Annotated in this window: 17 protein-coding genes and 1 pseudogene; 11 read left to right on the forward strand and 7 right to left on the reverse strand. The window is 49.0% G+C overall.

Going from position 1 to position 16906, the window contains the following annotated elements; translation table 11 throughout:
- Window positions 1–148 precede the first annotated feature (148 nt).
- Both ACEPSU_RS12130 and ACEPSU_RS12135 read left to right on the forward strand, forming a co-directional pair.
- Window positions 149–310: a hypothetical protein gene (locus ACEPSU_RS12130; RefSeq protein WP_260339523.1), complete on the forward strand. Its 162-nt coding sequence runs from the start codon at window positions 149–151 to the stop codon at window positions 308–310.
- 136 nt (window positions 311–446) lie between these two features.
- The gene (locus tag ACEPSU_RS12135; protein ID WP_395321943.1) at window positions 447–1295 is read left to right on the forward strand and encodes an aldo/keto reductase; all 849 of its coding nucleotides are present in this window, start codon (window positions 447–449) and stop codon (window positions 1293–1295) included.
- Window positions 1296–1418: 123 nt separating this feature from the next.
- On the opposite strand, the gene ACEPSU_RS12140 is transcribed toward ACEPSU_RS12135, so the two are convergent.
- Window positions 1419–1844, reverse strand: coding sequence for an Hsp20/alpha crystallin family protein (locus ACEPSU_RS12140; RefSeq protein WP_395321944.1), 426 nt, complete (start codon window positions 1842–1844; stop codon window positions 1419–1421).
- Window positions 1845–2234: 390 nt separating this feature from the next.
- Window positions 2235–2600, reverse strand: coding sequence for a hypothetical protein (locus ACEPSU_RS12145; RefSeq protein ID WP_395321946.1), 366 nt, complete (start codon window positions 2598–2600; stop codon window positions 2235–2237).
- A 215-nt stretch (window positions 2601–2815) separates the two neighbouring features.
- Here ACEPSU_RS12145 and ACEPSU_RS12150 point away from each other — a divergent pair, with 215 nt between their 5' ends.
- Window positions 2816–4186, forward strand: coding sequence for a hemolysin family protein (locus ACEPSU_RS12150; protein WP_395321948.1), 1371 nt, complete (start codon window positions 2816–2818; stop codon window positions 4184–4186).
- 76 nt (window positions 4187–4262) lie between these two features.
- Here ACEPSU_RS12150 and ACEPSU_RS12155 read toward each other — a convergent pair whose 3' ends face one another.
- Window positions 4263–4472 carry a hypothetical protein gene (locus ACEPSU_RS12155; RefSeq protein WP_395321950.1) on the reverse strand — a complete coding sequence of 70 codons (210 nt, stop codon included), beginning with the start codon at window positions 4470–4472 and terminating at the stop codon, window positions 4263–4265.
- Window positions 4473–4573: 101 nt separating this feature from the next.
- On the opposite strand from ACEPSU_RS12155, the gene ACEPSU_RS12160 reads away from it, so the two are divergent.
- The 3 genes and pseudogenes from ACEPSU_RS12160 to ACEPSU_RS12170 all read left to right on the forward strand — a co-directional run bounded on the left by ACEPSU_RS12160 (window position 4574) and on the right by ACEPSU_RS12170 (window position 8022).
- Window positions 4574–5497: an AEC family transporter gene (locus tag ACEPSU_RS12160; protein WP_395321952.1), complete on the forward strand. Its 924-nt coding sequence runs from the start codon at window positions 4574–4576 to the stop codon at window positions 5495–5497.
- Window positions 5498–5657: 160 nt separating this feature from the next.
- A pseudogene (locus ACEPSU_RS12165) lies at window positions 5658–6535 on the forward strand (IS30 family transposase).
- Between the two features lie 152 nt (window positions 6536–6687).
- Window positions 6688–8022, forward strand: coding sequence for an MATE family efflux transporter (locus ACEPSU_RS12170; RefSeq protein WP_395321954.1), 1335 nt, complete (start codon window positions 6688–6690; stop codon window positions 8020–8022).
- Between the two features lie 122 nt (window positions 8023–8144).
- Here ACEPSU_RS12170 and ACEPSU_RS12175 read toward each other — a convergent pair whose 3' ends face one another.
- Both ACEPSU_RS12175 and ACEPSU_RS12180 read right to left on the reverse strand, forming a co-directional pair.
- Window positions 8145–9578, reverse strand: a complete 1434-nt coding sequence (locus ACEPSU_RS12175; protein ID WP_395321956.1) for a DHA2 family efflux MFS transporter permease subunit — start codon at window positions 9576–9578, stop codon at window positions 8145–8147.
- A gap of 135 nt (window positions 9579–9713) precedes the next feature.
- Window positions 9714–11225, reverse strand: coding sequence for an ABC-F family ATP-binding cassette domain-containing protein (locus ACEPSU_RS12180; protein WP_395321957.1), 1512 nt, complete (start codon window positions 11223–11225; stop codon window positions 9714–9716).
- Window positions 11226–11595: 370 nt separating this feature from the next.
- Here ACEPSU_RS12180 and nrdI point away from each other — a divergent pair, with 370 nt between their 5' ends.
- Together nrdI and ACEPSU_RS12190 are read left to right on the forward strand one after the other, a co-directional pair.
- Entirely contained in the window at window positions 11596–12069 is a 474-nt protein-coding gene (gene nrdI, locus ACEPSU_RS12185) for a class Ib ribonucleoside-diphosphate reductase assembly flavoprotein NrdI (protein ID WP_020089584.1), read from the forward strand.
- A complete protein-coding gene (locus ACEPSU_RS12190; RefSeq protein ID WP_395321959.1) occupies window positions 12062–12814 on the forward strand; it encodes an NADPH-dependent oxidoreductase in 753 nt (250 codons plus the stop codon). Before nrdI ends, ACEPSU_RS12190 begins: the two co-directional genes overlap by 8 nt.
- A 48-nt stretch (window positions 12815–12862) precedes the next feature.
- Here the strand turns inward: ACEPSU_RS12190 and ACEPSU_RS12195 are convergent, their stop codons facing one another.
- Together ACEPSU_RS12195 and ACEPSU_RS12200 are read right to left on the reverse strand one after the other, a co-directional pair.
- Entirely contained in the window at window positions 12863–14062 is a 1200-nt protein-coding gene (locus ACEPSU_RS12195) for an ATP/GTP-binding protein (protein ID WP_395321961.1), read from the reverse strand.
- Between the two features lie 238 nt (window positions 14063–14300).
- Window positions 14301–15464, reverse strand: a complete 1164-nt coding sequence (locus tag ACEPSU_RS12200) for an MDR family MFS transporter (RefSeq protein WP_260339511.1) — start codon at window positions 15462–15464, stop codon at window positions 14301–14303.
- Window positions 15465–15702: 238 nt separating this feature from the next.
- Here ACEPSU_RS12200 and ACEPSU_RS12205 point away from each other — a divergent pair, with 238 nt between their 5' ends.
- Genes ACEPSU_RS12205 through ACEPSU_RS12215 form a run of 3 tightly spaced genes read left to right on the forward strand, consistent with a single transcriptional unit; the run spans window position 15703 to window position 16783 of the window.
- A complete protein-coding gene (locus tag ACEPSU_RS12205) occupies window positions 15703–15930 on the forward strand; it encodes a heavy-metal-associated domain-containing protein (RefSeq protein WP_125701793.1) in 228 nt (75 codons plus the stop codon).
- Between the two features lie 29 nt (window positions 15931–15959).
- Entirely contained in the window at window positions 15960–16187 is a 228-nt protein-coding gene (locus ACEPSU_RS12210) for a heavy-metal-associated domain-containing protein (protein ID WP_020089589.1), read from the forward strand.
- A gap of 32 nt (window positions 16188–16219) precedes the next feature.
- Window positions 16220–16783 carry a Dps family protein gene (locus ACEPSU_RS12215; protein WP_020089590.1) on the forward strand — a complete coding sequence of 188 codons (564 nt, stop codon included), beginning with the start codon at window positions 16220–16222 and terminating at the stop codon, window positions 16781–16783.
- The last annotated feature ends 123 nt before the right edge of the window (window positions 16784–16906 follow it).

The following is a 16906-nucleotide window of genomic DNA, read 5'->3' on the forward strand; positions in this document are numbered from 1 at the left end:
CGTTACCCATATTGTACTCGATAATGCGCTTTCACGCCGACTAATCTGTTGCTTTTTTCGGATTCTTAAGCGAAACGCTAGCTGTTAACAGGACTCGTCAAGAGTGGTTAAATGGAGATGGATTCAATTATACGAGGGAGGAATTACCATGAATCATAAATCATCGGCAGTTATTTTATTTATCCTCTACATTATCTTGCTCGGCTGCATGCTGGCACATCAAGAGATGCTAGCCATGTGGCTGATGACTTTCGGCATGCTGACGGAGGCCGCGATTAATCTCTACGACCAATTCAAAGCGAAAAAGTAAGCGTTGCCAATCCCGTCAAATTAGCTTAACATATTATTTATAACCGTATTTAGACGCTGGCCGCCAAACTTCGGGTAAGCCTGAAGTGGCCTAACAACATTTCGATCAACGACCTTAATGCCAAGGAGGAAAAATAATGACACTTACCAACATTGCAGATACGATCAAACTCGCCGATGGCAACGAGATTCCCGGTTTTGGTTTCGGAACCTATCTCATCAGCGACCAAGAAAGCATGGATACCACCATTAAAACCGCATGGGACGAAGGCTATCGGCTATTTGATACGGCGATGCTTTACCGCAACGAGGATATCTTAGGGGAAACGCTGCACCGCCTCGAAATCCCTCGTCAGGAACTGTATTTGACGAGTAAAGTTGCTGAAGAAGTTCAGGGCTACGACCAAACGTTAAAGTCTGTCGAAGGGTCTCTCAAGCGACTGCAAACGGATTACTTGGACCTATTACTGATTCACTGGCCTGTGCGCGAACATTTCTTCGACACGTGGCGCGCCTTTGAACAATTGAAGGCGGATGGCAAGGTCAAGTCTATCGGGGTTTCCAACTACACCGCGGCACATTTGGACTTATTGGCAACCAAGGCTAAAGAAATGCCGGTCGTTGACCAAGTGGAATACCACCCCTACTTGAATCAGTTGGCACTGCTGGACTACAACAAGCAACACAACATCGTGACGGAAGCGTGGAGTCCACTGGGCCGGCGCGCTGTTCTGGGCGACCCAATGATCGCTAAGATTGGGAAGCACCACGACAAGTCCGTCGCTCAAGTTATCCTGCGCTGGGAACTCCAACACGGCATCCTACCGATTCCCAAGTCCCAACATCCAGAACGGATCGTCGAAAACACGAAGGTCTTTGACTTCACGTTGGATGAAGACGAAATGTCCACGATTGACCTGCTAAACAAGTACCAACGGACCGGGAACGAACCGGAAATCGTTTATGAAACGGGTAAACAATACTAATGATTAGAAAAGACCTGATGGCGGGTGAGAAATTCACTGCCAAGCAGGTCTTTTATTTTCCCTAAAAGAAAAGGCACGTATTCCGATCTCTCCAGAATGCGTGCCTTCACTCGTCTTTAGCGACTAGTCAATACTGATTTTATGGTTGTCTTCAACTTCGGTTTGCTTTGGCAGGGTCAACGTCAAGACACCATCGGTAAAGCTTGCCTTGACCTGCTTCAAGTCAATGTTTGGCAGATAGAAGGAACGGGCAACATTTTGGCTGTGACGTTCCTGCCGTAAGATCCGTCCGTCATCGTCCTTAGCGGATTGATTGACTTCAGACTTACCGGAGATCCGCAACGTCTCATCGCGGTAATCCACGTGGATATCATCCTTCTTGAACCCTGGCAATTCAGCCGTAACCACATAGTCTTTGTCATGTTCAACAACGTCGGTCTTCATATCACTCTCACCACTAAACATATCGTGACCCAAGTTACCCACTTCGTTAAAGAAATTCATTGGATCAAAGAAATCAAAGTTTCGGTTCATTACATCATTAGCCATAATCAATTAACCCCTTTCTGCTTTGTTTGATTACATTTTCTATAATAGTCAGCATTGGTCAGAATTGCAAATAATTAGCACTCATTTTTTAGAGTGCTAATTTCAGTAGACAATTGCCGATATAGAAGCATTCTATTTTCTGATAGATTAAATCTTTAGTTTTCAAAGGTCAAAGATATTGGTTAAAGGTCAAAGATCATTTAATCCCTCTATACTTATACCAATGTAAAAAAAGTGTTTTAAGTCTCATGCTTTAGCGCGACTTAATCAAATCTTTAGTAATCCAGACAACTCGAAAAAGGTCTCCTCTTGAACATCGCTAATTTTAGCTACCAAAAAAGCACCCAACATCTCTGTCAGGTGCTCCACCGCAAGTAACGCGATTAGCTTTTAGTAAGTTTCTTGGTCGTTATCCTTAGGAACAACAATCTTTTCGCCCAAGGCGTCGGCTAAGTCTTGCAAAGCCGCTTCACGGGTTGGCACAACGTCCATGTTAAAGAGAATGGAGTCGATGTCCCCACCAGCAAAGTCAAATTGTTCAAAGTAAACGTAAGGATCGTGATCGTCATCATTTTCCAAGAAGTGCTTCGTCACTGCCTCAGAGAGAGCCGTTGCCCAAGCTAGGTCCTTCATCTTTGGTAAGTCCTTCTTCGTTACAAATCCTGGCGTCAAAATTAATTCTGCCGCCTTTTCGACGTCGGCCGTTGGAATTTCAATGGTTGGCGCAATTTCTTCGTCCTTTGGTGTTTCTGCCATAATCAAAATCTCCTTTGATGTTACTAGTTTTAGTCTAGTCCTTTTTGACGAAAACGTTAAGTATCTCATTTCTCAAAGTTAATCCAATTATTTTGTCTTGTTCGGTTGCCAGGCGAACGCTTTGAGAGTAGAATTTGGTTCAATCTACTCACTACAAAATGGCGTGCAGACGCGCTATAATAAAGAGATAGAATTAATGAAATGAGGAATGATGTGTGGATAGCGGTCAGATAGTTGTGAACCTAATTATTATTTTAATTACCTTCTTCTTTGCAGCTTTCTTTGTTGCTTGTGAATTTGCCTTAGTACAGACCCGGCCTAGTGCTTTGGAGGAAAAGATTGCCGAACGAGACAAGCCGTCGGTCAAGCTCAACCGGGCCATGAAAATGGTAACCAACTTAAATGAATATTTATCAACGACTCAAGTGGGGGTCTCACTTGCCGGAATCATCTTAGGGTGGATCGGTGAAACCTTCTTCGTTGACCTTTTGCTGGACGGCATGGCGCCAGCGCACCTCAACACGGCAACGACCCACACCATCAGTGTGATCGTCGGGGTGCTCCTGTTGACCTACTTAGAAGTGGTCTTCACGGAAATTGTCCCTAAGAACATCTCAATCGACATGCCCATGAAGGTTTTAATGTTGATTGTGACGCCGTTGCACTACTGCCACATTATGTTCTACCCGTTCGTCTGGTTACTCAACACCAGTGCGTCCGGTGTCGTTCGGTTAATGGGGCTGAAGGTCGCCAATGAAAGTGACGAAGTCTTCTCACAAGCTGAAATTTTAAACCTATCACGGAGTGCCGTGGAAGGTGGCCAACTGGAAAAGAACGACTTGGTCTACATGCAACGGGCCTTCGAGTTAAACGACAAGGTTGCCAAGGATATCATGATCGACCGGACGCAGCTAGAAGTCATCGACATCACGTCGAGTGTCAAAGAGGCGTTGAACGTCTACCTGCAGGAACGATTCAGCCGTCTACCAGTCGTTGCCGATGGCGATAAAGATAAGGTCCTCGGTTACGTCTACAACTACGACTTGATTCGTCAGCAACAGGTTGACTCCTCCGTGCGCGTGGATAAATTGATTCGTGATATTTCCACGACGCCCGAGACGACGCCCATCACCGAAGTCCTACAACAAATGATCAAGAAGCGAACCCCAATCGTCGTCGTTGTTGACGAATATGGAGGAACCTCTGGGATCATTACCGATAAGGATATTTACGAAGAGTTGTTCGGGACCGTCCGCGATGAAATCGATGACGCCAACGACCAGTACATCTTCAAACAACCTAATGGCACCTTCCAAGTTAACGGTAAGATGACAACCTACGACTTCGAGCGGTACTTCAACACCGATATTAAAGGCTTTGAAACTACCGAAACCGTCACGATGGCCGGGTTTATCATTGATAATTACCCGAACGTCAAGGTTAATGATGTCATTCAGCTAAAGAACTTCGACTTGAAGGTTCTGGATTACGAAAATTCATTTATCAATTGGTTAGAGGTCACGGTCAATCCGCCACAGAAGCAGATTGCCACGACTGAAGCTAGCGATGATGATAGCGACAAATAACAAGGATTCATCAAAAAACCGCCGCCCAATTGGGTGACGGTTTTTTTGGCGCTTATAAAGCAACTCATGATGGCTTTCACTTACGCGTCAGCATCCCCGCTACCAGATAGCCGGCACCACCGATCAAGCAGGCCAGTGAGACCCACCAGAAGACACTCGTTAGGCTCACTGAGATTACGTTGGGCAGCATGAGGCCAATGACAACAAGTCCACTCCAGAAGCGCACAGAGCGATAAAATTTGCGATTAAAGCGCATAGTCTGATCAGCCTCTCTTTCTTTTCCCATTGTAAGCCCCGTGACGATCAAAATCACGGTCGAGTTTGACAGCCACCACCAACTGCTCCCATAATGGAGCGTTATGTTTTTCAGAAAGGAAGTCCCATGCCATGAACATGGCCCAACTAACCACGCAAATTCTCCTGATGTTCCTATTGATGGGCATCGGCCTGCTAACCAATAAGCTTGGCTTCATGCACGGCCAGACGGCGACGGATCTGACCAATATTCTTCTGTATATCGTCTCCCCCTGCCTGATTGTGAACGCCTTTGAACAGGACTTTTCGACCAGTCGGCTGCAAAGTCTTGGCCTGGTTCTCTTGGGAATTCTGCTGACCTATGGCCTCATGGTGTTGATCACCAACCTCGCCTTCAAACGTGTCGCCGATTCCAACCTGCGGCGTATCATGCGTTTTGGGGCGGTCTACTCCAACGCCGGCTTCATGGGGGTTCCCCTGGCCAGCGCGTTGTTCGGCAGTACCGGCGTCTTCTTTGCTGTCGCCTCCCTGGCTGCCTTCAATATTTTCTGTTGGACGCACGGTATCGCACTATTTACACCGCGTGAAAAGGGTGAACCCATCAACTGGCGACAGATCCTACTTAACCCCAACATTATCGCCATCGTCGTGGGCCTGGCCATCTTCATCAGTGGCTTTCACCTGCCGAGTCTCCTGAATCATGCGGTAACCGACGTGAGCTCCATCAACACACCCTTATCGATGATTGTCATTGGGAACAGCCTAGCCGCGGTCAAATTCAATCGTGAGTCCCTCAACCAACGCCTCTGGTGGCCGTTGCTCTGCTGGAATCTCCTGTTTCCAGTTATCGATATCGTTATCTTGCGGGTCTTTGGTATCAGTGGGATTCCCCTCTATACGACGGTGCTGATGGCCGCCTGTCCCGTTGCTGGTAACGTTGTGTTGTTCACGCTTAAAGCCCACGGGGACACGAGCCCCGCCGTAACGTTGATGAGTATTTCGACAATTTTTAGCGTTGCCACGATTCCCGTGGTCTTTGCATTAAGTAATCTCTAAGGTCTGGCGACTGCTGCAATGGTGGTCACGGCCTTTTTTCATGAGCGACGAATTTACAATTGATGTGCAACAGTAGCTTAAGAAAATAAAAGAAGACTCATAGCCTGAGACCTCGTAAAATGGAATCACCACAACACCACTTACAAGGAGAACTTAGACTATGAGCCTATACAGACACCTTACCTTAAAAGACTGTGAAATCATACTCGTTGGCATAAATTTAAAACAGACGCTTCAAGAGATGACAACCCTGATTGGCTATTCAAAAGCCACTGTTTCAAGAGAAATCAGGCGTAATGACCATTATGAAAATTATTCAGCGGTACAAGCACAAGAAAAATATCAGAAACGGCGGTTGGAGAGTTGCCGTTCAAGGATTTTAAGCAATTCAGATCTACAAGACTTCCTAGTTAAAAAACTCGTCAAGCTTCACTGGTTACCTGAACAAATTTCAGGGCGATTGGTTCACGAGAATAGCCATTGGACGATCAGCTACAACACCACCTACTGTGGCATTGAACAAGATAGGTGTTCCGTTAAAGAGTCGTAACGCCCGTGGGTTCGCTCGGAAGCTGCGCCATCGTGGAAAAAAAGGGGACTGTCAAAGAACGACGAGGACGGTTTAACGATGCCCCCTCAATCCATGAACGCCCAACCTCAGATGAGGACCGTAATCAATTTGGACATTGGGAAGGTGATACTGTTCGTGGTAAAACCGGTTGCTCGGCGTTAGCGACTATAGTTGATCGTAAATCTAGGTTTCTCCTATCCCAAGGCGCCCCGAAAGCTGCTTCGCAATTCGTTTTTCAAGCTATTCTCAACTTTTTCGCCGAAGCCACACCTAAGCGAGTTAGATCGTTTACACCAGCCCGAGGAAGTGAATTTTCGAAGTATCATGAGTTGATGAAAGAGCTCGAGATTCCAGTATTTTTTCTAGATCCTCACGCTCGTCAACAACAAGGAACTAACTCGTGAGGACTTTCCTAAAGGACAGATTTGGACGAACTCAATGATTGTCCACGCAAAGTCTTAGACTGAAAGACGTCAGCTGAAGTTTTCTTTGGGCAAACGTTGCACTTGATTTGACAATTCGTCGCTCATTCAAAAGTTCCCCGAATCGTGATGACTTTTCCCGGTGGCGACTGGTATACTAGTTGAAATTGAAACCGCTAACAAATAGGAGGAACGCAATGGCACCCTTAAAATTAACCGAAGGCCGCCCCATCAAACAGATTATTCTCTTTTCACTACCCTTGATTGGCGGTTCTCTCTTTCAACAACTTTATAACTTTATTGATACGCTCATCGTCGGCCGGCTAATCGGCGTTGATGCTGTGGCTGCGATCGGAGCCTACTATCCGCTGAGTTTTCTAATCATGGGCTTCGTACAGGGGACCTGTATCGGCTACAGTATTCCCCTCTCTCACAGCGTGGGTGAGGAGAATCATTCGGCAGTTCGGCAATACCTGACTAACGCCGTGTGGCTCTGCTTGGTGCTCGCCGTGATTCTGACACCACTGATGGTCGCCTTGACGCCAACCCTACTGACCGCCCTACATACGCCAAACCAGATTCTTCATCTGACCATCATCTTCACGGCCATCTCGTTTCTGGGAATTCCGGCCAATATCCTCTTTAATTATTCAGCGGACGCCCTGCGATCCTTTGGTGACGCGGTCCACCCGCTCTACTTTCTGATTGCATCGCTGGTGGTCAACGTGATTCTGGACCTGGTATTTATCCTGGGCTTCCACTGGGGAATTGCCGGCGCCGCCATCGCCACCGTCATCAGTGAATTCATCGGTGGCCTACTCAACCTGACTGTCTTTCCAAAGTTCAACCTGGGCTTGACCCACAAGGATTGGGCGGTAAATTGGGCCCGGATTAAGAAGATGAATCTGATTGGCCTACCAATGGGCTTTGAATACTCCGTCTCCGCCATTGGAGCCATCGTGATGCAGGATGCCATTAACCTTCTGGGAACCAGCATCATTGCCGCACAATCTGCGGCCGAAAAGATCCGTCAACTCTTTACGTTACCAATGGAAAGTGTCGGGGCGGCGATGGCTACCTACCAGGCCCAGAACTTTGGGGCCAAGCAACGCGGCCGAATGAAACGTGGCATCATCGACGGGGTCTGGATTCAAGTGATCTACTCCGCTGCAGCCTTTATCATTATCAATCTGGCCAAAACGCCGCTAGTGACCGCCATCATTGGTCCGGGGCACCCAGACATTGTCCGCGAGGCCAACTACTACATTATCATCATTAGCTGCTACTTCCCGGTTCATGGGATTCTGATGATCTTCAGAAACACCTTACAGGGTTGGGGCCACAGCTTCTACGCCATCTTCTCTGGCATGGGTGAATTGATTGGGCGGACCGCTGCCGGTTGGCTGTCCATCGCTGGCTTGGGTTTCACCGCGATTGCCTACGCTAACCCGCTAGCCTGGGGACTCGCACTAGCTTATTGTATCTTTATGGTCATCCGGGTCTTTCGTCGAAAGAACTTCTTGGACGATTAGCTGGTTTTGCTGTCTTGTGGGACACGTTTCAACCATGGCGAATTTGCACATAAAAAATGGGCCTGAGATGTAAAAGTCCCAGGTCCATTAGTATTTATCATTTAAATTTCACATAAAACAGCTTACCGGTTAGCCTTGGGAATCCGCAGCGCTAACAGGAACCCAACGATAGCCAACGCAAACGTGAAGAAGAAGCCATAGTGGGCCCCGTTGACGAATGCACCGGCAGCGTGGTTCGCGCCGTTAGCCATGTAGGCTGCTTGGCCGATTCCCAACAGACTGGTGGCAATCGCCGTCGCAATCGCCCCCACAATCTGTTGTAAGGTGTTCATAATGGCACTCCCATCGGCCGCAATTGGACCGGTCAGGGAGTTCAACCCATACGTCTGTGATGGCGACATCGCTAGCGGTGCCCCAATCATCAAGATAATGTGAGCCATGATAACGTACCAGATGGCGCTGTGCGTACTGGTAAATGCCAACATCAATGCCCCAACCATCGAGATGATAAAGCCGATACGGGCAGGCACTTGCGCCCCCACTCGGTCATACATCCGGCCAGCAACGGCTGAAATAACCGCGTTCATAATCCCACCGGGGAACATGATGATCCCGGTCAAGGCAACGGGAACTAACAGTCCCTTTTGGATATACATAGGCAACAGGTACATTGCAGATAAAATAATCCCGAAGTTGATCATGACCAAGCTAGCCCCGATTCGGAATCCAGGAATTCCAAAGGCCCGCAGGTTCAGGATTGGCTTGTCCATCGTCAATTGACGATGCGTGTACCATGCTAGGACCGCTAATCCGACAACTAAGGACCCAATCACGGCAGCTGAGCCCCAGCCCCGGTCACTGGCCAAGCTGACTCCGAGCACTAAACTCCCGAAACCAACTGTTGACAGTAGAATTGATAAGAAATCAACCTTAGGCCGCGTCACTTCAGCAATATTTTTCAGTGATAATACCGCGAAGATTAAGGCAATGACCAAGAATGGCACGAACAGCCAGAAAATCCACCGCCAAGAAGCAACCCCCAACACAATACCCGCTAAGGTAGGGCCAACGGCTGGTGCGAACATAATAACCAGTCCGACCATCCCCATGGCAGCTCCCAACTTGTAAGGTGGAAAGATCTGCATAGCAACGGTAAACATCAGTGGTAAGATCAGTCCAGTCGCAATCCCCTGAATCATCCGACCAAACAGTAGAACACCAAAGCCCGGTGCAGACGCAGAGATGACCGCTCCAACAATAAAGTCAATCAAGGCAAACAGGATCACTTGCCGCGTGGTAAACCATTTCGTAATAATACTGGATAATGGCAGGACAATCCCGACCATTAACATATAACCCGTAACCAACCACTGAATCGTGGCGGTCGTTACGCCTAATTGTGCCATTAACTGTGGCAATGCAATATTTAAGGACGTTTCGGAAAACATCCCGACAAAGCCCCCGATGAGCATCCCCATCATGGCTAGCATTGGGTGGGCAACTTGTACTCGCGCTTTTTTAGCCACGTTCTCTTGGCTACTTTGTACAGAATCCATTTTGTTTTCACACTCGCTTTCATTTTAAACACAATGGATTACTCTACCAGAAAAAAGCAGTCTTCGTAAGCACAAATTTTGAAAACATTAAAGGTAACCGGTTTCATCGTCAATTTCTTATTCGTTTATTAGTTTCTACGACTTTAAAGCCGCAATTTGAGCTCGTATCTCTTTGAGCCGCTGGGTATCCAATTCAGGGGCCATCATTAATTGATCGTATTCAAATTGTAACCGTGGTAAGTCGGTTGCTGGCGTTCCTTGTGCCGTCTGTTCCGGATCAATCAGCTTTTGGTCGGTCAATTCTAGCACCCGCGTTGCCACCTTTTCTCGAAAGGTCTGATCGTGGGCGACAAACAGGACCGTTCCCGGATAGCCGACTAAGAAATCTTCGAGCGCTTGCAACGCCGGCAGGTCCAGATAGTTGGTCGGTTCATCGAGAATCAACAGATTGCTGGCGCTGACCAGAATCGTCAGCAGTTGGAGCTTGACCTGCTCGCCCCCGCTGAGGTCGCCAATCAGTCGATCGTAAAAGCTAGCGGTCAAGCCAAAAGCGCCCATCACCTGTCGCGTCCGATTTTCATCCAACGCCGTCGCTCGCCGCAAGACGTACCATACCGTCTGGTCAGTCGGCAATTGCGTCATGTCCTGATGGAAATAGCCTACCCGCGCGCTGGGAGCCAACCGCGTCCCCGACGTTTGATCCAAAATAGCCGTGATCAACGTCGACTTGCCACTACCATTGGGCCCGGCCAAGGCAACTCGTTCACCCGGACGAATCCGCAACTTCACGTGGTGAAGCAGGTCATGTTTACCCCGCTTCAGGTGAAGATCCGCTACCGTAATGAGGTACTTCCCCGTGACGGGTGGTAGATCGGTAGCGACGATCTTCAATGGCGCCGACTCATGCGGCTTCACAGCCGTGGTCTGACGGTCCGCCCGTTCCCGTAAGGCCCGCGCACCACGCTCCATCTTACCGGCATTCTGTTCCCGTATCTTCTTAGAATTCGACCGTTCAGCGGCGCTCATGCTTCGACTCCCCTTACGAATCCGAGCAGCTTTTTCATGACGGGCCTGGACGGCTTGCTGCAATTCTTTTCTTTCGCGCTGTTCGTTTTGGTACCGATCCAGCGCGTTATGCCGCTGTTGCTCTCGCAAAGCCGTGAACTCAGCGAAGCCACCGTTGTACTGCGTATACGTCCGCTCCGTCAGCGACCAGATCTGCGTGGCGACCGTCGTCAATAAGTCACGGTCATGTGAGATCAGCAGCAACAACCCATTGAAGTGCAGGAGCTGTTGCGCCAACCACCGTTGATGCTCGTCGTCGAGATTGGCGGAGGGTTCATCTAAAATCAAAATAGCTGGCCGTTGCGCCAGGGCGACTCGCACCCGGTCCAACATGCTCTGCCCACCGGAGCGCCCTCGTGTGGGGGCAATCTGTGGAACCAGCGTGACATCATCAGTCACGGTTCGTTGGCCGTCAAAATCAGTATCGATGCCAGCAATGATCCGTGCCAGCGTCGTCTTTCCCGTACCGTTGGCCCCCACAATACCGATTCGTTCACCGGTGTGCGCCGTCAGTTGCGCCACGCTAAACAGCGTTTCGCCAGCAATTGTTTTCGTGATATTTTTTAAAGTAATTTGTGTCAAAGAGTCGTCCCCCTTTTAAAAGCAGGGATCGATGGCTGGCAAATAAAAAAAGTGGCCGCATTTCCCGTTCGGAAATGGCACCCACTGATTGCGTTTGGCAATTCAGTCGGCGAAACCATCAATCCCAATTGCAGGCCCACTCCACCCCTCTAAACGGTGGTGAAGCTGACAAACATTTGAGAGTGATTAGTTACGCATCGGCTGAATACCTCGTTCTTTCTTAAAGTACGAATAGAATAGCATACCCTAACGGCTTTGACAAGCCGTCGCCATTTTTCTGCCCAAAATATGCGTTAAAACTTAAGAGCATTCCCAGTGAATTTCGAGTACACTAGGGATAAACGAACAGCCGAAATCGGAGGGAAACTTTATGCAACCATTACGTATTTTATTCATCTCTATTGAAGGCAACACCCGCAACTTCGTCACTAATTTAACGACCTATGCCGCCAAACAGCACGCGCAAGATCCCGAACTGCCTGAAATCACGGCGACCGAGATCAGTGAAACGAGTGACCTTGTGGCCGAAACCCAGCCCTACTTCTGTTTTGTCCCCACCTATCTCGACGGGGGCAACGGCATCGACAACGGTGTCAAAGAACTCATGACCAACGTCTTAGGCGAATATATCGGCTATGCCAACAACGCGCAACACTTAATCGGCGTTGTCGGTAGCGGCAATCGCAACTTTAACGAACAATATTGCCTCACCGCTAAACGCTACGCCAAGAAATTCGACGCACCCTTTATTGCAAACTACGAACTCCGTGGCGTCCCGCGCGACGAGACCCGCGTTTACGACGCCTTAGTTGCCCGAATGAAAGAAGTATCTAACCATGACTAACCCAACACTAACAACCCTATTGAATCATCGCAGTATCCGTAAATTCACCACAGAAAAATTAACCACGGCGGAAATTACAACCTTAGTCGATGCCGCCCAACACACGCCAACCAGTACCTTTTCTCAACAGTACAGTATTATCAGTGTCACCGACCCTCAAAAGTTGGCGGCCCTCGGCGACATTACGGATCACCACTGGCTCGAAAAATCGGGTCATTTCTTCCTATTTCTCGCCGATCAATACCGCAATTCACAACTGGTCACAGCTACACCGGCAACCATCGCCAACCTGCACAGTACTGACAAGTTTTTGGCAGGAATCTTCGATGCGAGCATCGCTGTCGAGGCCATGGTCGTTGCTGGCGAGAGTCTGGGTCTGGGCAGCACCATCATGGGAAGTATCTTGAATGATGTGCCCCGCCTGATCGACCTGTTTCACCTGCCAGAGCTGACCTTCCCCGTCTTTGGGCTCGCCGTGGGTCACCCGGCGGAGACGCCAGAACGCAAACCCCGCATGCCGCAGGAGCTGATGCACTTCACCAATGACTATCAGCCCCTAACGGCCGACAATGCAACCTTGGCGGCTTACAACCGGGTCATCACGGATTACTACCAGGCACGGGGCAGTCACCAACGCACCGAAACTTTTACTCACCACATCGCGACCGAGCTTGCACGGGACCCACAACAACGCGCAAAGCTAAATCAAGCGCTAGAGTACCAGGGATTTTTACAACACCATTAGCTTTTCAGCAGGATGTCTTGCAGGTGCAGGACATCCTTTTTTGACCCGCTATAAGTTTGGGTCAAATGCCGCCATTAAGTCACCTGGATCGACCGTCGGCATTGCACCAAAACGACCACTCAGATAATCCTTCAGCCAGCCTTCTGCTGGGACATCAATAAAATCAAAGAGGGACACTAACTGGCTCTCCCCTCGATAATCCTTCTCCGCTAAGTAGATTTGATCAACGCGCAGGTGTTGGCTCATTAATACGGGTTGATTCGTCGTCAGGATGACCTGGCTCGTATTTGCCACCGAGTTAAACAGGGCTAGGAGCGCCGCTAGAGTCGCCGGATGAATGGCGTCCAGTCGGCTGTCGGTCAAAATTGTCTGCGGACGCTCGGCATGCTGAGCAGTAATCAGCGCCAATCCCAACACGACCAACTGCTGCATCCCCACCGATGTGCTGGTCAGTGGCAACTCCTCTCGACCAATGACGGCCCCTTCCTCGTCGTACTTCTCATAGACCAGGTACAGGTCGGGGCGGGTAAACGCGGACCCATCCAGAAATTGAACGGCCACCTTGCGCTGTGTAATCCCGGCTACTTCACTGCCCACGGCCCTCAGAAATTGGGCCATCTGACTGTGGACCCACTCGCTGTCTAACGCGTGGCCACTAGGATGTTCGCTTAAAATAATCAGGTCGTTATTGAACCACTCGAAGACGGTGATGGCCGGTCGATAGTTCCAGTCCTGGAAGGCGTAGAGCATCAATGCATTGGGCCGAACACGCTGCGTCACCGGTAACAAGCCCTCCGGCACCACGGTCATCGTTTCCTTCTCTCGTGCAAATAACACCTCGTAGTCATCCCCGGTCGCGACACTCAGCACCTCATTGACGATTTGCGTTGCCGTGTAGCTGAATGCATAGCGATATTGCTGGTCGTCACGGATAAAGTTCACCATGAACGTGGTCCGTTTGCTCGCAGACTCCCGATCAAACTGGAAGGGCTCATAGGGCAGATTATCCGTAATCTGTTCCGTGGGCCCCACGACCATCTGCCGCATCCGTTCCAATCCAGCCAACACGGCACTCTTACCCGCGCCATTAGCACCAAAGATGGCCGCACTCTTCAGAAGGCTTAATTCAGGTGTAATCGGCACTGTATTTTCATGGGCCCACTGCTGGACGCCACCCCCAGTCTCCATTGAAAGTGTGGCGGAATCCTTGAACGAACGAAAATTACCTAACGTGAAGTCGATTAACATGGCAAAGCCTCCCCTTTTCTTAGCATATTACGCCTGTTCACGTGATAAGCAATTACTTTCGGCGTGTTCAGCTAAATCCGCTATTACAGAGTTTATAAAAGCGTTGCCTATCCCGCCATATCAAGGTTGGTCGCCATACCCATTTATTAGTTGATGAACTAATCTAGTTGGACGAAAAAAGGACAACTTCACGAAGAAATTGTCCCTTAAAGTAACGAGCTAATTCATTATATTTGGCCTACTTTAGTCGTGCTTGGTTCAGCCGGTTGCGAACCATAACCGCTACTAGTGCCAACAGCATCAGCAACGTCACTGACCCAAACAGGTCGCGATAACTACCATACTCGATCAGGAGGCCCCCATACAACGGCCCAATTGCGCGACCAAAGGAAATCGCCATGTTATAGATTCCCTGGAATTTCCCTTTATCGTTGTCGCCGGCCAGCTTATCGATCCAGGCTGGAATACCCGGAAACCCAATCATTTCCCCAATAGTCAAAATCACCATCGTCAGAACAAACATTGCGTAGGTCCTGGCAAAGACCAGAATCAGGAAGGACAGGATAAAAATCAACGACCCGACCGCAATCTGCGAACTCATCTTAAAGTAACCACCCAGACGATTGGCAATGGGTTGGCCGAAGACGATCATCAAGCCATTCAGCGTCCACAGCAAGCTATAGTGCTCGAACGAGATCCCCAGATTGGTCATGTGAACGGAAATCACACTTTCCCACAACGTATAGCTCATGTACAGGCAGAACACCATGACCGCAATCAGCCAAATCAGATTCAACTGTGCCGGTTTGGCGGCCTTTTGTTGGTGATGCTGGGTCTTGGTGGTAATCTTCATCCGGAAGTCCGCCAAAATAATCAGTAGAAGCGCCGTGTAACAGATACTAGCGGCGATAAAGACCAGTTGGACACCGTGGTCCATCAGGTAGCCGACCATCAACGTGCCGACAACGACCCCCAGGTTCATCCCAATATATAAGTAATTAAATACTCGGCGACTACTGATGGTCGTGACGTTGGCCGCAAACGAGTTGACCACGGTCATCACGACCCCATCACCCAAGCCAATAAATAGGAGCATGATGCCAAAGATTGGCCAACCGTGAAAGAAGATCAAGATTAACATGGGAATAAAGGAACACAGCGTTCCCAAAATTGCCGATTTGAACGGTGACCAGTTATCGAAGAGCCAGCCACCCAACCAATTTCCTAAAATCATACACAGCGACATCCCCAGCAGGGCAATGCCGGCTAACGTCAGCGTCTGATGTAACTCATTGTGCATATAGACCGTTGTTAACGGCCACATACACGCTGCCGCTGCATTAAGCAGGAGCGTTGCCGAAAGAATCCCGACCAGACTGACTTCCTTGTTGCTTTTCCACATTTAAGATACCTCACTTGTTTGAATTCCGCTCTCCATTGTCGCATATTTTTTAAGGAAAGAAAACAACAACGCTCATCGGGCCTATTAAAGCAAGTTTTTAAATTCAATTTTATTCATTTTATGTATATTGCAAAAAAAGATTTGCCAACTTGATTTGAGTCAAGTTTTTTCCGAGTACCTGCCCGTATACTAAGTTATGTAATCAAGACAAACGAAATAGCCGAAGGAGGTTTTCACGATGCGTAAGGTAACAATGAAATTAGACGACTTGACCTGCCCGTCTTGCATGACCAAGATTGAAGGCGCGCTGAGTAAGAAGAATGGCGTGGAAAACGTCAAGGTCCTCTTCAATGCCAGCAAGGTTAAAGCCGAATTCGATGATGCAACCGTCTCCGCTGAGGATCTTGCAACCGTCGTCACCGACTTAGGCTATGCCGTTCAAAGCAGTAAAGTTAAGCAACTTTAGTTAAAACACAATACAGGAGGTTTTTGATTATGAGTAAAGTAACGATGAAGTTAGATGCACTGACCTGCCCATCTTGCATGACCAAGATCGAAGGCGCGTTGAGCAAGAAGGATGGCGTGGAAAACGTCAAAGTCCTCTTCAATGCCAGCAAGATCAAGGCTGAATTCGACGACAGTCAAGTAACCGCCGAAAGCCTAGCAGACACGGTAACCGATCTCGGTTACGTCGTTCAGAGTTCTAAAGTAAAGGCTCTCTAATCCCCCACCCACATTTGAAAGGAAGTTTACCTATGACAAACACCACAATGACCGTTGAAGACCGCTACGCTGCCGAACAAGCCCAAACGGAACACGACCACCACGTCCCAACTGCAGGCGCTATGACGAACCATATCCTGTCAAACCTGCACATCTCCATTGTCAAATTTCATCAAGTTCGTTGGTCCGTCAAAGGCCCACTGGCATTGAGCGTCCGTACCCTGCTCAGTGACTACATCGACACCTACCGCAAGCAATTCGACGCTCTGGGTGAACTGCTCCTGGATGAGGGCGAAATCGTCTCAACCACGACCAAGGAATTCCATGACTACAACATGCTCCAAGAAAGTGGCGCCAAGAAGTACCTGACCGCCGAAGAACAAGTCAACGAGCTGGTTCACGACGCAGATACCCACAACCTCTTCATCGACCGGGCCATCAAGCTTGCCGAAAAGGAAGAACGCCCCGCACTGGCCAGCTTCCTGACCACGTTACGCGGCACTAATAATCACATCATCCGTGAGCTTCAGGCCGTACTGGGCAACGATGCCCGTGATGGTCTGGACGAAGAAGACGATGATGACGACGAAGACTAGTCGGGATTAATGCTGTTGCCTGCGGTTACCAGGGATTGTGCCGGCTAAACTAGCCGCTAAACCCATGTACTAGCTCAGTCACCAGCACGTGTCATTTTTCCAGTCAACTCTGTAATACGAAAG

It is taken from the genome of Levilactobacillus parabrevis (genome assembly GCF_044051715.1).
In the GTDB taxonomy this organism is placed as follows: domain Bacteria; phylum Bacillota; class Bacilli; order Lactobacillales; family Lactobacillaceae; genus Levilactobacillus; species Levilactobacillus parabrevis.

Excerpts from the sequence above, each read along its gene's own strand:
- ACEPSU_RS12130 (WP_260339523.1), top strand. The coding sequence starts at position 149 with ATGAATCATAAATCATCGGCAGTTATTTTATTTATCCTCTACATTATC.
- ACEPSU_RS12195 (WP_395321961.1), bottom strand. The coding sequence starts at position 14,062 with ATGTTAATCGACTTCACGTTAGGTAATTTTCGTTCGTTCAAGGATTCC.
- ACEPSU_RS12200 (WP_260339511.1), bottom strand. The coding sequence starts at position 15,464 with ATGTGGAAAAGCAACAAGGAAGTCAGTCTGGTCGGGATTCTTTCGGCA.
- ACEPSU_RS12140 (WP_395321944.1), bottom strand. The coding sequence starts at position 1,844 with ATGGCTAATGATGTAATGAACCGAAACTTTGATTTCTTTGATCCAATG.
- ACEPSU_RS12155 (WP_395321950.1), bottom strand. The coding sequence starts at position 4,472 with ATGGGAAAAGAAAGAGAGGCTGATCAGACTATGCGCTTTAATCGCAAA.
- ACEPSU_RS12145 (WP_395321946.1), bottom strand. The coding sequence starts at position 2,600 with ATGGCAGAAACACCAAAGGACGAAGAAATTGCGCCAACCATTGAAATT.
- ACEPSU_RS12135 (WP_395321943.1), top strand. The coding sequence starts at position 447 with ATGACACTTACCAACATTGCAGATACGATCAAACTCGCCGATGGCAAC.
- ACEPSU_RS12190 (WP_395321959.1), top strand. The coding sequence starts at position 12,062 with ATGACTAACCCAACACTAACAACCCTATTGAATCATCGCAGTATCCGT.
- ACEPSU_RS12205 (WP_125701793.1), top strand. The coding sequence starts at position 15,703 with ATGCGTAAGGTAACAATGAAATTAGACGACTTGACCTGCCCGTCTTGC.
- nrdI (WP_020089584.1), top strand. The coding sequence starts at position 11,596 with ATGCAACCATTACGTATTTTATTCATCTCTATTGAAGGCAACACCCGC.
- ACEPSU_RS12210 (WP_020089589.1), top strand. The coding sequence starts at position 15,960 with ATGAGTAAAGTAACGATGAAGTTAGATGCACTGACCTGCCCATCTTGC.
- ACEPSU_RS12170 (WP_395321954.1), top strand. The coding sequence starts at position 6,688 with ATGGCACCCTTAAAATTAACCGAAGGCCGCCCCATCAAACAGATTATT.
- ACEPSU_RS12175 (WP_395321956.1), bottom strand. The coding sequence starts at position 9,578 with ATGGATTCTGTACAAAGTAGCCAAGAGAACGTGGCTAAAAAAGCGCGA.
- ACEPSU_RS12160 (WP_395321952.1), top strand. The coding sequence starts at position 4,574 with ATGAACATGGCCCAACTAACCACGCAAATTCTCCTGATGTTCCTATTG.
- ACEPSU_RS12215 (WP_020089590.1), top strand. The coding sequence starts at position 16,220 with ATGACAAACACCACAATGACCGTTGAAGACCGCTACGCTGCCGAACAA.